The following is a 13,329-nucleotide window of genomic DNA, read 5'->3' as shown; positions in this document are numbered from 1 at the left end:
CCCGAGGAATGTCCACTCCACGCCCTACACGAAAAGGACTAAACCATGAAGCTTTCCAGGTTTGCCGTAGCCGCAGCCACCTCCACCGCCCTGGCGGTCAGCACGCTCACCGCCCCTGCCGCCTTTGCTGCCGAAAACGATGCCCCACAAGGCGGAAGCGCCATGTGGCTCTATAGCACCATTATGACCGGAGCATTAGAAATCGCTACAAGCTCTCACGCCCCTAACACGCATCCAACCGAAAACTTCGGCACGGATTTGCTCATCGTCGCCCCGCTAGCTATCGCGCTGATTCCACTCCAATTCGTGGCCGAGCAAGAAGTCCGCCTATCGAGCCAATTCTCCCTCTAGGAATCCGCCTATCAGTACAGAGTAAGAAGGCCCTCGCCGCACAGTCCACAGTGCAGCGAGGGCCTTTGGCTCTTCGGCGACCAGTATGCGCTTGACTTACGCAACTAGACGGGAAGGCACGAGAGCTTAGCTCTCTTCGTTCTCCTCAGTCAGGGAGATGAGGCCGTAGTCAAAGGCGTGGCGACGGTACACCACGGACGGCTTGTTGTTCTCCTCGTTAACGAAGAGGTAGAAGTCGTGTCCCACCAGCTCCATCTCGCTGAGGGCATCATCGACGGACATCGGGGTGGCCGGGTGCTCCTTGAAGCGCACGATCTGGCCTGGGCGAACATCCTCAACGGTCTCTGCGTAGGGATCGATGTAGCGATCTTCCTTGGCAGCCTTGGAGGCTTCAGCTTCCGCCACCATCTCGGCGGCGAGCTGGCCGGTGCTCTTCGGTGCGCGGTGGCCGGATTTCACGTTCTCACGGCGTACCTTCACCTTGCGCAGGGAGCGCTCCATCTTACCCAACGCCGTCTCGAGGGCGGCGTAGAAGGAATCTTCCTTGGCCTCAGCGCGGGCGATGTGACCCTTGCCGGTAGCGGTGATCTGTAGACGGTTAGCCTGAGATTCGCGGCGGGGGTTAGGCTCGTGCTGCAGCTCCACATGGAAGAACGTCAGAGTCGGATCAAGGCGCTCAATCTTGGCCAGCTTGTCCGCGACGCGCTCCTGGAAGTGTTCCGGAACTTCCACGTTGCGGCCCGTGATGGTGATTTGAGCGTTGGTCTGCTGGGACATGTAAATGCCTCCCTTTACTCGTGGGGACTGAATGACGCACATTCTGCGGACTATCCAAGGCCTGTGATGAAGGCTTCGTGCCCGCTTCCCTGTGACACCCCTCATGCTACCACTGGTCATAACCAACGGATCCACCGGCCCCCTCGGCACGTGCTTGTCGACGCCTCCCCTTACGCATCTGCCAGCACAATCGCGCCGACCACGTCACCCCCGACGGCCCTCACCCGCGCTGCACTCGCGCGTAGGGTGGCACCGGTGGTCACGACATCGTCGACAAGCAGCACCGCACGCCCTCGCAGCTGCTGCGCACAGGGACGCAACAGCACTGCCGATCGCATATTGTCGGCTCGCTCCCCTGCCGTAAGCTCCGACTGGTCTGCGCTTGATTCTGCTGTGGCCAGGGCGACCATCGTCCGCCAACCCGGCAGGCGTGCCTCAGCCGCCTCACACATCGCGGTAACGGGATCTCCCCCTCGCTGACGCGCCGAGGAAGCCCGAGTCGGCGCGGGCACCAACACGGCCGTCTCTGGAATATCGCCACGCGCACGCAGATACTCGATCCCCGCCGCCAGCACCGCACCGACGTGCCTGCGCACCGCCTGATTACCGCGTTCTTTCATCGCAATGATGACGCCACGGCGCGTATCCGAATAGGGCCCCAACGCCCACGCGGGAAAGCCCAGTGGAATCGGCCGTTCCACCCGGCGCGGAACGTGGCGCAGATGCTCCTGGCAAGCACCACAGAGCACCCCTCCCGCTTCAGTCGCTGCGCCGCAGCCGGCACAGGGACGCGGTAGGACGAGTTCCACGAGCGAGGCGGCCAGCTCCCCCATCCCCCAGTTCTTCGGCATAGCGCCTACAGTAGCCGTGACGACGCGACGTTGCTGTGGTGAGACTGCCGAAGCGAAGCTTAACGCGGAACAATCGGTGAGGACCGCACGCCGCGCAAACCATCGACCTCACGCCAGTAGGAGCTCTCCGAGCCACCTGCGGGCATCTGCAAAGTCGCGTGGGCGTCGGTGACATACAGCGTCGACGGCGACGCTGCCACCGCGACCACGGGAGCAGTGATGTTACCCGTCGGCAACGTGGTGGCAGCAGATCCATCCTGCTCCACGCGCCATACCGGCGAGCTCGAGGCTGACGTGCCTACCAGCAGTGAGCCATCAGCTTGCCATTCCAACGAGAGCGCCGAGCCAGTGAGCTCAGGGCCGACCTGGTGGACGTTGACAATGCGCCGCTCTCCCGAGGTCGCACGAGCAACGACGCCGGTGTAGATGCTGCCGTCGATAATCATGGCGATACGCGCCCCCGTAGTGGATAGGCGGATGACGGAGATCTCGCCATTAATGCTATCGAGAGCCGAGGTATCCACCTCAGACGTGCTCAGTTCACCAGTAGCCGGAGACCGCGTCACGCGAACGACATGTTCGCCGTCGATGACGGTCCATGCCACTTGACCGCCCATTTCGAACGTGGGGCGGGCAAGCGTTTTGCCCGTGACGGAATCACCAAGGTTGTGACCGAGCTCGCCCATGAATAGCTGTGACTCGTTCTCGGAACGCTTGCGTACGGCCGCCACTAATCCCTCATCTGAGATGTCGGCGGATTGAATATCGCTGATCTCGCCAGTTGGGCCAGCGAGCTCGGTGGGCCCGTCCGCGGTGATGTCAAGAAGTGAGCCATCATTGACCGCATAGAGCTTGGCCACGGATTGCGCCGCGACTTCCGGGTTAAACTCCGCGAAGTCATCGATGGTCATCTCCTCCATGCCATCAACCATGGGGCTGCCGTCGATGGTGGCTCGCACAGTGCTAGCCACTTCCGCATTGTTGAGCGTCCACACCAACTGAGCTGCGAACTTGAGGCGCTCCTCCTGCGACATTCCTGACATGCCACTGAATTCATACACCCCGTCGTTGATCCCCAGGAAGGTGGCGTCCTTAGGAACCAGCGTGGAAATGGCCGGCGAGATATCGGAGGATGCCCCCTGGAGCAGCAGCGTCACGAGCTCAGCGGCGATGGAATCCTTGCCTGTGTAGAGCCACCGCCTATCAGCGACGAGCACGCGCTGGGTAACGTCATAGAAATACAACGACTGAGGGCGATAACGGTTGCGCAACTCGGTGCGCTCGACAACCGCACCAGTGGGCAGATCCGTAATCCGCCACTGACCATCAAATTGGCTCAGGCGGACGGTGGCCTCAATGCGCGAGTTATCGGGAACATAGGCACCGCCATCGGCGAGGCGGCCGATGATGTTGCCGCGCACCGAATACTCCAACACACCATCGTCCATCTTGGAGGTCACCAGATCGATGGAATCCACGACAAGGACCGTACTCGTGGGATCCCATGTGTCAGCAATGTCGGAGGCCAGGAAGGTGCGTGCGGCGGCGTAGTTGCTAGTAGGGATCGCCGCCGCGGAATAGAAATCACGGATCAAAAGATCCGGGTCACTATCGGTACGCGGTTCGACGACGGCATCCTCGACCCGTTCGTGTGGTTCAAAGGTGCCTATGACCTGGGGGTCGGTGTCATGCGGCAGTGTAGAGCAGCCCACGAGAGTGCTCAGTGAGATACAGCTGAGAACAGCGAGAACACGGCGAGCGGGGGTCATCGCTGGGCCTCCTCGTCGAAATCGGCAACGCGCTCCTGGTTGAAGGGAGTCTCCGAGTCCATAGCGGCAGCAGCTCGGGACTCACGTTCCGAGGGCCACACGATGCCGGCGTCATCCCCGGTGGTCGTGCTCTGTGACGCAGTGGCGCCGCTGTCTCGGAATGCGGCGTCGACGGTAACAGTGCTTCCCACCATTCCCATGCCGTCTACTACGCTCGCTACGCCCACGCTTTCAGCGCTGAAACCGGAGGGCAAGGCAGCTTGCTCATCTGCGTGAATCTGGTCCGGGCTCGGTGCTCCCGGTACCACCAAATCAATAGGCTCGGACTCTATCTTGTGACCTGGAGTGCGCGGAAGGATGAGGCGGAAACGCGAACCCACGCCCAAGTATCCTGTCGCATCCAGAGTGCCGCCATGCAATACGGCATCCTCACGCGCAATAGCCAAGCCCAGGCCAGTACCGCCGGAGTGGCGCTTGCGTGAAGAATCCGCACGCCAAAAACGATTGAACACGAGCTCCTCTTGCCCCTCTTTCAGGCCCACTCCGGAGTCTGTCACGGCGATTCCGACGGCGTCATCAGTCGCGGCGACATCCACCGTGACAGGATTACCCTCAGAGTGGTCGATGGCGTTGGCCAAAAGGTTGCGCAAAATACGCTCAACGCGACGTGAATCGCATTCCACGGTCACAGCCTCTCCTGGGGCGTTGACGCGAACCTCGACTCCCAGTTCTTCCGCAAGGTGCTCAACCTGGCTCATAGCGGAATCGATGCAGGAGCGAATGTCAATGGATGCCGTCGACAAATCTGCAACGCCGGCATCATGGCGCGAGATCTCCAACAGATCCGCCAGGAGTTCCTCAAAACGGTCCAACTCTTTGATGAGAAGCTCGGCCGAGCGCTTGGTATAAGGATTGAAATCATCAGCGTCGGCAGCGATGACGTCCGCAGCCATGCGCACCGTCGTCAGCGGAGTACGCAGCTCGTGCGATACATCGGAAGTGAACTGGCGTTGCAAGTCGCCGTACTCCTCCAGCTGCGCAATCTGTTTAGACAGCTTGTCCGCCATGTCGTTAAAGGAGGAAGCAAGGCGGCCCATTTCATCATCAGAATTCACTACCATGCGCTCACGCAGATGCCCAGCGGCCAGACGCTGTGCAATGCGGGATGCCGACCGAATTGGGGTAATGACCTGCTGGGTAGCCAGCCACGCAATACCTACGAGCAGCACCACAACAACCACCCCGGCTGCGGAAAGCAAACCGCGCATCAGCGCCATTGTGGACTCCTCGGACTCCATCGAGAGCACAAGGTATACCTGCGTGTTGGGGATATCGCACTCGATAGGTGTTCCCACCATGAGCGCGTTATAGGTGGCGCCTGACTGCTGGTCCACGGTGGCGTATTGCTGCACAATCTGCCCGCGGCCGACGAGCTCGCGCATCCCCTCTGGAATGCGGTAGCCCTCTGGGGAGGTTGTGGCAGTCCCGTCGGAGTTGTCGACGACGACAACCGGCTCATAGACCGCCTGCGCATCATTTTGCTGCGCTGACATTTGCCCCAGTGCCGCACGCGCCGAGTTGATGCGAACCTGCGTTGAGTTCGCCGTACCAGTCGCATCAATCTGCTGTTCAACGGCCACGCGGGCACGCTCAAGCTCCTGCAGCGCAGTGTCTTCCTTCTGGCTCACCAGCTGCTGTGTCAGCACGGAGACCAGCGCATACGCCAAGAACAGCATGACCACTGCGGAGGCCACGAGAATCATGCCGATAACGCGGGTCTGCAGGGATGTGCGCCAGCGCTCGACGACGCCGTCCTTGACGCGTCTCAACCCAACAAAAATAACGGCTGTCCTTTACTCGCCGATTTTTCCGGTCTTGTATCCCACGCCGCGCACAGTGAGAACGATGCGTGGATCTTCCGGATCGTGCTCGATCTTGGCGCGCAGACGCTGCACGTGCACATTCACTAGGCGGGTATCAGAAGCATGGCGATAGCCCCACACGGACTCCAACAGTGCCTCACGGGTATGCACCTGTCCGGGCTTGCGAGCCATCTCCAACAGGAGGTCAAATTCCAGCGGCGTCAGGGAAATCTCCTCACCGCCCTTCCGAGTGACGGTGTGCTCGGGGACATCGATAAGCAAGTCCCCCACCTCAATCATTTCGCCGGATGAAGAATCTGTGCGGCGAAGACGCGCACGGATGCGAGCAATAAGCTCCTTGGGCTTGAAAGGCTTAGTGATGTAATCATCGGCACCTGATTCGAGGCCCAGGACAACATCAACGGTGTCCGTCTTCGCTGTGAGCATCACGATGGGTACCGAAGATTCCGTGCGGATGGCGCGGCAGATATCCACACCGTTCATGCCCGGCAGCATGAGGTCCAGCAAGATCAGATCAGGGTCGTGTGCGTGGAAGGCAGGAATGGCCTCATTGCCGTCATTGACAGCGATAGGCTCCAAGCCTTCGGCTTCGAGCACGATGGTAAGCATTTCGGCAATTGCCGGGTCATCATCCACGACCAAGATTTTCGGTGCCACGTTACTGTTCTCCTACAAGGTCCTTGACAGATTGAATAATCATATCGGCATCCGCGGTGGCGATCCACCGCCCTGCCCACTTCTGATCTGCCAATCGCCGGTAGGCAGCGGCCGTACGGGCTTGAAGCCCAGCATCGCGCTCATAGCGGTCACGGGACCGGGTTCCGTCCTCCGCCGCCCGGGTGACCGCGCGCTGACCGGCCACTGCCACGTCCGTATCGAGGAAAATCTGCAGCTGAGGGACAGGCAGGCCGAAACGTTCAAACTCTAGGTCATAAATCCACTGAACGACGGCCTCCTCACCCACTCGGGCAGCCGAATATGCCGCATTGGAGGCCACATAACGATCAAGAATGAGAAGGGACGAGGTGTCCTCAGCTGCGGCAATCAGCTGCTCCTTCGCCCCCAATCGATCCAAGGCAAAAAGCGTGGCCATGCCATAGGCAGAATCGGTGAGGTCTCCCATATTGCCGTACAGCGCCTGCTGCGCGAGCTGTGCATGGATGGAATCCTCATAGCGCGGGAAACTCAGGACCTCAACCGCGCAGTCAAGCTCTTCGCACAGACGCTGGGTAACGGTGTTCTTGCCGGCGCCGTCGATACCTTCAATACTGATCAGCATACTGGTAGAAAACCTCTAAAACTACGACAGCGCCTCGATGAAAGCCTCGAGGTCGTAGTCCTCTTCTACGCTTTCAAGCAACTCCACAGCATGCTCATTGAGGTTCTCGCTACCGGATCCCGCAAGCTCGCGGATGAAGGGATAGTCCTCCACCACGTCACCAGCACTAAACGGGGCGCCAGCCCAAATTGCAGCGATGGTGGCAGCCGCCAGAGCGTTGCGTTGTTCCTCGTCGGTCTGGTCCTCCCCAGAGACCGCAAGCGCACAGGCATCATCCACCGCAGCCACGATATCGTCGTCTTCGAGGTCCGACAGTTCGTCGAGGAAGTCGACGTTAGCCTCGTCAGTGAAGATGTCTTCGTCCCATGAGCTCATTGGTTTTCTCCTTAATACCTAGTGCTTGTTCATACTTGGTGCTTGATGCTGAAATCTGTAACTGTGGGGGTGGTGGGCGACAGCACTCCTCGCCTCGAGGGAGGTCTCTTACCCACGTTTTACCATTCTTTAGACCGTGTCACGCTAGTCTTCACCGTACCGTGTCTAGGGCCACGACACTGGGCCGTGTGGACGATGCCAAACGACCTTTTCCTGGCAAAATCCTGTGCACATGTGAGCGCCGAAAGGGGAACCACCAGCTGCGCGGGTTTTCATGCTATCGTTGTTACCGACTTGTGACCTTCTGCGCGGAAAGGAGACCCCAGCATGACCAGCACCCCACGCCGCGTCCTCGCTTTTGTGGCGGCGGGTCTCCTGTGCGCGGTGGCCATTGGCATTGCGGTCTGGCAGATGAGCGCTCCGGAGTCTGTTTTAACGGAGCCCTCGGCGGCGACCGCTGGGACCAGCGCCTCCGTCACTACGACGACATCCTCGTCCGCGGAGCATTCCTACACGACCACTGCCTCTGCCCCACAACCAAAGTCTTCGCAGGCGCAGATTGCCGCTCCCGCGGATGACCCGTACTTGGCACCCAATGCAGTTTTCAACCGCACGGAGCCGGCCCGCCCGACGGCGGTTTACCGCCCTGACAACGTGTCCGCACTGAACAATCAGCAACCGCAGGATCAGCAAACTGAAGGCAACCACCCGCTAACCCCGCTGCCCGCAGATCAATCCACAGCACCCTCGTCTGCCGCTCCTTCCCCAGAGTCCCCCCAGAAGGTCACCCCGGGTTCGGAGCCCACAGCCCAGCCAGCGCCGCACACCGCCTCCCAGCAGGACGCGCACGAGAATCACCAGGATGACTCCGACTCACGTGATAGCGGGCCGCAGGCCTCCCCTGCTCCGCAGCCGTCCCACGTGCCAGAGCACACTCAGGCGCCGAGCGATGCGGATGCCCCACACCGCGACAACCCAACCCCACAACCTGCAGGATGGACTCCAGAAGCACCAAAGCCCAGGGAAGAGCCACGCGACGGTGCAGGGTTTAACGAACCAACTGACGCGGAGAAGAAGGCACAAGAAGAGGCAGCTCGAAGGGAATCCGAGGAGCTGGCTCAGCTCGCCAACGCCCTCGAGCAGGAAGCTTCTCACACCAACGAGGCCCCGACTCCGGCAGCTCCTACCGACGACAGGCCCGCCGCCGAGGAGCCATCCGTCCAGACTGCCTCTCTTGGCCCATCCCCCAGCCCACGTGACACAACGCCCGAGGACTCCCCGGAGGGTACGACTCCTGTCGAGGAAGACTCTGCGGAAATCCCAGAGATGCCCTCCTCTCCAGCCGAGCTGTCTGGCAGCACCGCTGACGCTCCCTAAAGCACCCAGCACATAAACATGACCACCCAAGCTCCACGAGCTTGGGTGGTCATGTCATCGGCCTACACTCGCGCGACGAACACCTGCGCGCTCTTACCTTCCACAGCGCGGATTGTGGCGGCAGGGTCATGTGCCGGAAGCCACGCAGCATGACCGGCGGTCAGCTCAATGCTGTCGCCCTGCTCGTTGCTGAGAGCTGCCACACCGGATGTGCACAGCACAATAACGGGGCCGTCGAAATCCACGTCCACGGAGTCCTCACCGGAAAGCTCTACGCGGTCGAGGGCAAATTCCTCAATTGGTACCGGGTATGACCACGCCTGGGCGCCGTGAACGTTGTCTTGGCCCGACTTGTCTACCTGCGCCACGCGCGGGTCCTCCGCGGCGGAATAAGTCAGGACCTTCACCAATTCCGGAACATCCACGAACTTCGGGGTGAGGCCGCCTCGGAGCACATTGTCGGAGTTAGCCATAATTTCTACGCCCAAGCCGGAGACGTAGGCGTGCAGCTCACCGGCATTGAGGTAGATCGCTTCACCTGGCTGCAGTACCAAGTGATTGAGCAACAGTGCGCCCAGAACGCCGATATCACCCGGGTACTGCTCGTTGAGCTGAGCCACGGTGTCCATGACCGTGCGCATCCACTCGTCGCCAGCAGCGTGCTCACGAAGGCGCTCACCGGCAGCGACCACGGCGTTAATAAGTTCCTTGCGCTTGGCACCGGGAATGGTGATCCACGTTGTGAACAGGGCGCGGAGGTTATCACTTTCGGCCGCGGGATCGTCCGCCAGCATGCTCACGTAGTGGTCGAGCTCTGGGCAGTCCAGCGCCGCAAAGAGGCGACGAGTCTGTTCCAGTGGACGAAAGCCCGCCATGGCGTAGAACTCCGTGAGCGCCACGATGAGCTCTGGCTTGTGGTTGTCATCCTTGTAGTTGCGGTTGGAGGCGGTCAGGTCAATTCCGGCCTCGTTCTCTCGGGCAAAGCCTTCTTCGGCCTGGACCTTGGACGGGTGTGCCTGCAGTGACAGCGGTTCCGCTGCGGCGAGGATCTTCAGGAGGAAGGGGAGCTTCTCGCCGTAGTCAGCCGTCACTCGCGGGCCTACGTGGCTTTCTGGGTCGGCAGCGATAATGCCGTCGAGCCGTTCGCCATCAATCGTTGAGGGATCCGCGGGGTGTGCGCCGAACCACAGCTCAGCAACAGGGCTCTGAGTCTCTGGTTCGCCTAATAGGTTCGGTATCAGCGTGCGCGAACCCCAGGAGTAATTGCGGGCAGCGCTCTCAAGCAGCTTCATTGACATCCTCTATTTCACGTCATAGGCGGTCGCGGCATAACTCCGCGTAATCAACTGCAGCGCGCGAGCCACATCTCCACAGTCGGGGTCGGCGCTCGCTGCAGCGAAGGAATGGGGCAGGTTCGCCTCTTCCTGGCCCCATAAAACAATTTTCAAGGGTACCAAAGGCTCCTCGTCCTCAAACGGGTCGTAGAAGATATCTGTCGGCGCGTCCTTAAGAAGTGGCCCCACACCTTCCGCATCCACGACGGTGCCGCCGAGGCCATGAACTGACCAGAGTGCGCCTGCCATGCGGGCAACGAGCGCGCCGAGGTCCACGCGGGTGCGTTCGTCCGAGAAACCATAGGGGTCCACCCCGCTGCTGTGAACGACGCGCCCGCCCTCCGCGAACTCACGCAGGGCTCGCCCAGGGTTGGTGGTGGCATCGCGGTGCGGGGACAGCGCGTCAATCTCGCGGTCGATTGCGTCTGCAACGTCGTCGAGACGGCGTGCCACCAGCTCTGGGTCTTCGCTCAGTACTGCCTGCACCGCGTGGAGCGCGGTGATAGCTCGTACTGGGGAGACTCCTTCCGTTGTGGGCAGAGCATCGATCACGATGGTGTCTTCAGGTGGGTCCTCTAGGACGTCGACAAGCACGGTGGTTGCGCCGCGCCGCGCTGCATCATGGAGCGCGCGCTCTGCCCACAGGCTCTCCCCTGCTACAACGACAACATCCAGTGCGCCTGTAAAACGCGGCAAAGACTCACTGACCATGATGGGCACATCCGCTGGCTCGGCTAGGCCCACGGCTACGTGCGCGGCGGCGCGCGAAATCTGGTCTGCGGCAAGGATGACGAGGGACCGCGGGCGCATTCCGCCCAGGACTCGAGCGAGGTCGGGCACTGCGGAGGCCACGACGCGGGCTTGGGCTCCTTCGTGGGCAACGTCGAAGAAGCGCACGGTTTCGGGGTCATAGGAAGTCATGAGCCCGAGCATAGCTAGGATGAGTGGCCATGAGCATTCATCCGGTAGTCCTTGTCGGCGGCGGCCCGGGCGCGTGGGACCTCATCACCGTGCGCGGTATGCAGGCTCTGCAGGCCGCAGACGTTATTGTGGCGGATCATCTCGGCCCTACCGCACAGCTGGATCGGTTGTGTGACATTGACGCCAAGGAGCTTATCGACGTCTCCAAGATCCCCTACCGCAAGCAGGTGGCTCAGGAGCGCATCAACGAGATCCTCATTGAACAGGCTCGAGCAGGCCGCCGCGTGGTGCGCCTCAAGGGCGGGGATCCGTATGTCTTCGGACGCGGCTTTGAGGAGCTCACAGCACTCACGGACGCGGGTATTCCCGTGGAGGTTATCCCCGGCGTCACCTCGGCCGTGGCCGTCCCGGCGTTGGCCGGGACCCCGGTCACGCATCGCGGCATGGTCCATGCTCTCACCGTGGTTTCCGGCCACCTCCCGCCGGGCCATCCGAAGTCACTGGTGGATTGGGCCGCCTTGGCACAGTCGGGAGCAACCCTGTCCGTCATCATGGGGGTGAAGAATGCCGCAGCCATTGCCGCAGCGCTTATCGACGCCTCCCTCCCGCCCCACACCCCCGTGCGCATCATCCAAGAAGGCTCCCTCGCTGAGGAGCGCGTTTTTAGCTGCGAGCTCTCCGCTCTTGGAACCACAATGGAGGAGAATGCGGTGGCCCCGCCGGCCGTCATCGTCATTGGCGAGGTTGCTGGGCTTTAGTCTGCGTTGACACCCACCGGTGCCGTTGATTCGGCAGCTTCTGGCTCTGAAGAAACCACAACTCGGCTACCGCCGCGCGCCGGTGCGTGACGGCCGTCCTGATTCCCCTCACGCTCACGGCGGGTGCGGCGCCTGCTCGCCCACACGGAGAGGCCCACGCCCACGACGAGCGCCGCGATTTGAAGACCAAGGATGGCCGGATGCGGCAGCGCCCAGCCCAGAGCTCTCGGAACGTTGAGCGTGACGATGGCAGTGCCCACAAGCCCGCCCAGCACTATGGGGTTCACGCGCGAGATGAGCCACGCCGCGATTGGCGCGGTGATGGTGCCGCCGATCAGCAGTGCCACAACGGCCGCAGCATTGGCCACGATTTGTTCCCAGAGGCCGATAATGAACCCTGCGGTCGCACCGAAAGTAACAAGAAACTCAGCGGTGTTGACCGTGCCGACGATGCGGCGGGGCTGCTCGCGGCCTACCGCCATGAGCGTCGAGGTGGAGAGTGGGCCCCAACCACCGCCACCGGAGGCATCGACGAAGCCGCCAACCACGCCAAGACCGGCGAGGAAAGGCGTGGAATGCGAGCGGGCTGTCGGGGGCTTCTTCCGACGCGGCTGAGAAAAACGCCACACCAGATTGATGCCCATGATGACGAGGATGGCCGAGGTGACGGGAGCTACCGCTTCGAGCGACAGATTCGACAGTAATGTCGCACCCAGGAAGGCTGAGATTCCTCCGGGAACGCCCAGCTTGAGCACTGTTGGCCAATGCACATTGCCAAAGCGCCAGTGACTGATTCCAGAGACGAGCGTCGTGCCCAGCTCGGAGGTATGCACCACGGCGGAGGCCGTGGCCGGACCCAAGCCCGCGAGCAGCAGCATGGTGGTGGAGGTGACACCGAAGCCCATGCCAATGCCGCCGTCGACAAGCTGCGCCGCAGCCCCCGCGAGAGCGATAAGTATGAGACTACGCATGGGCCACCTCCTGATAGCGCTGGGAGACAATCTCCGCAAGGGCTGTCCCAAGCGGCGGGAGCACCTGACGTTGCGAAGCCGTGGTCAAGCCACCATCAAGGCGGTCAAGCAAGAGTCCAAGGCTAACAAATAAGGGTACGACAACCTCCCCATGCTCGCGCGGTGAAAGGTTCTGTTCGGCGACGGCCTTAGGGCCCGTGGCATAGGCAGCAGAGCATTCACACCCAACAATCTCACCCACGCGGCACGCAAGTCGGGCCACCGCGGCATTGGCACTCGCATCAGAAGAACCCACGGAATACACCATGACCTTGCTGGCTTCCTCGGGAACTCGCGTAGCCAGCAGTTGGGCCATGTCCTCACCGGTACCGAGCCCCCGTGCTCGGTGAAGGATGAGCCCGGTCGACGCGGAGGCGCTGTCGAGCGCGGCGGGAACGTCCACGCGCTGGTGATAGCCCTCGGTGAACAGCAATGGCACGACGACTGCCTCGCGCTCACCGCGCGCAGCCAATCCCTGCGCTGCGGCCTCCAGAGTTGGAGTGTTGAACTCCAGATGCGCTGCCACAGCAGGCACGCCGCTGAGCACCCCCGCAGCGCGGGTCAAGGCCTCCACGCTTGACGCGGCCTCAGGGTGGCGCGAGCCGTGCGACAGGGTAATCAATGCGGTCATGGCGGCCCTCCTT

The 13,329-nt window shown here is 61.6% G+C and carries 14 protein-coding genes; 3 read left to right on the top strand and 11 right to left on the bottom strand.

Annotation, left to right across the window (positions count from 1 at the left end; all coding sequences use genetic code 11):
* Nucleotides 1–45: 45 nt before the first annotated feature.
* On the top strand, nucleotides 46–351 hold the full coding sequence (locus tag M5J09_RS09105; protein ID WP_257157647.1) for a hypothetical protein: 306 nt from the start codon (nucleotides 46–48) through the stop codon (nucleotides 349–351).
* A 126-nt stretch (nucleotides 352–477) separates the two neighbouring features.
* On the opposite strand, the gene hpf is transcribed toward M5J09_RS09105, so the two are convergent.
* The 7 genes from hpf to M5J09_RS09070 all read right to left on the bottom strand — a co-directional run bounded on the left by hpf (nucleotide 478) and on the right by M5J09_RS09070 (nucleotide 7,285).
* A complete protein-coding gene (gene hpf / locus M5J09_RS09100; protein WP_042529795.1) occupies nucleotides 478–1,128 on the bottom strand; it encodes a ribosome hibernation-promoting factor, HPF/YfiA family in 651 nt (216 codons plus the stop codon).
* 170 nt (nucleotides 1,129–1,298) lie between these two features.
* Nucleotides 1,299–1,979, bottom strand: a complete 681-nt coding sequence (locus M5J09_RS09095; RefSeq protein ID WP_257157646.1) for a ComF family protein — start codon at nucleotides 1,977–1,979, stop codon at nucleotides 1,299–1,301.
* A 59-nt stretch (nucleotides 1,980–2,038) separates the two neighbouring features.
* Complete coding sequence (gene lpqB / locus M5J09_RS09090; RefSeq protein WP_257157645.1) at nucleotides 2,039–3,748, bottom strand: MtrAB system accessory lipoprotein LpqB; 1,710 nt, start codon at nucleotides 3,746–3,748, stop codon at nucleotides 2,039–2,041.
* Nucleotides 3,745–5,511: an MtrAB system histidine kinase MtrB gene (mtrB, locus tag M5J09_RS09085; RefSeq protein WP_374982119.1), complete on the bottom strand. Its 1,767-nt coding sequence runs from the start codon at nucleotides 5,509–5,511 to the stop codon at nucleotides 3,745–3,747. The genes lpqB and mtrB overlap by 4 nt, the downstream gene beginning before the upstream one ends.
* Before the next feature lie 90 nt (nucleotides 5,512–5,601).
* Nucleotides 5,602–6,288, bottom strand: a complete 687-nt coding sequence (mtrA, locus tag M5J09_RS09080) for an MtrAB system response regulator MtrA (protein WP_042529791.1) — start codon at nucleotides 6,286–6,288, stop codon at nucleotides 5,602–5,604.
* A 1-nt stretch (nucleotide 6,289) separates the two neighbouring features.
* The gene (locus tag M5J09_RS09075; RefSeq protein WP_042529789.1) at nucleotides 6,290–6,910 is read right to left on the bottom strand and encodes a dTMP kinase; all 621 of its coding nucleotides are present in this window, start codon (nucleotides 6,908–6,910) and stop codon (nucleotides 6,290–6,292) included.
* 21 nt (nucleotides 6,911–6,931) lie between these two features.
* Complete coding sequence (locus M5J09_RS09070; protein ID WP_042529787.1) at nucleotides 6,932–7,285, bottom strand: DUF4259 domain-containing protein; 354 nt, start codon at nucleotides 7,283–7,285, stop codon at nucleotides 6,932–6,934.
* A gap of 327 nt (nucleotides 7,286–7,612) precedes the next feature.
* Between M5J09_RS09070 and M5J09_RS09065 the strand changes: the two genes are divergently transcribed.
* Nucleotides 7,613–8,662, top strand: coding sequence for a DNA-directed RNA polymerase II (locus tag M5J09_RS09065; RefSeq protein ID WP_257157643.1), 1,050 nt, complete (start codon nucleotides 7,613–7,615; stop codon nucleotides 8,660–8,662).
* A gap of 62 nt (nucleotides 8,663–8,724) precedes the next feature.
* Here the strand turns inward: M5J09_RS09065 and manA are convergent, their stop codons facing one another.
* Both manA and M5J09_RS09055 read right to left on the bottom strand, forming a co-directional pair.
* Nucleotides 8,725–9,954 carry a mannose-6-phosphate isomerase, class I gene (gene manA / locus M5J09_RS09060; RefSeq protein WP_239180550.1) on the bottom strand — a complete coding sequence of 410 codons (1,230 nt, stop codon included), beginning with the start codon at nucleotides 9,952–9,954 and terminating at the stop codon, nucleotides 8,725–8,727.
* A 9-nt stretch (nucleotides 9,955–9,963) separates the two neighbouring features.
* Nucleotides 9,964–10,917: an exopolyphosphatase gene (locus M5J09_RS09055; protein WP_239180552.1), complete on the bottom strand. Its 954-nt coding sequence runs from the start codon at nucleotides 10,915–10,917 to the stop codon at nucleotides 9,964–9,966.
* A 29-nt stretch (nucleotides 10,918–10,946) separates the two neighbouring features.
* Here M5J09_RS09055 and cobA point away from each other — a divergent pair, with 29 nt between their 5' ends.
* Nucleotides 10,947–11,675 carry a uroporphyrinogen-III C-methyltransferase gene (cobA, locus tag M5J09_RS09050; RefSeq protein WP_257157642.1) on the top strand — a complete coding sequence of 243 codons (729 nt, stop codon included), beginning with the start codon at nucleotides 10,947–10,949 and terminating at the stop codon, nucleotides 11,673–11,675.
* Here the strand turns inward: cobA and M5J09_RS09045 are convergent.
* A complete protein-coding gene (locus M5J09_RS09045) occupies nucleotides 11,672–12,646 on the bottom strand; it encodes a sulfite exporter TauE/SafE family protein (RefSeq protein WP_257157641.1) in 975 nt (324 codons plus the stop codon). The two genes, cobA and M5J09_RS09045, sit on opposite strands and share 4 nt — an antisense overlap.
* The gene (locus M5J09_RS09040) at nucleotides 12,639–13,316 is read right to left on the bottom strand and encodes a sirohydrochlorin chelatase (RefSeq protein WP_257157640.1); all 678 of its coding nucleotides are present in this window, start codon (nucleotides 13,314–13,316) and stop codon (nucleotides 12,639–12,641) included. Before M5J09_RS09040 ends, M5J09_RS09045 begins: the two co-directional genes overlap by 8 nt.
* Nucleotides 13,317–13,329: the final 13 nt, after the last annotated feature.

This window comes from Corynebacterium sp. BF-R-2 (assembly GCF_024586525.1).
Taxonomy (GTDB): Bacteria; Actinomycetota; Actinomycetes; order Mycobacteriales; family Mycobacteriaceae; genus Corynebacterium; species Corynebacterium singulare.
This window is presented reverse-complemented; position numbering and strand designations above follow the sequence as displayed.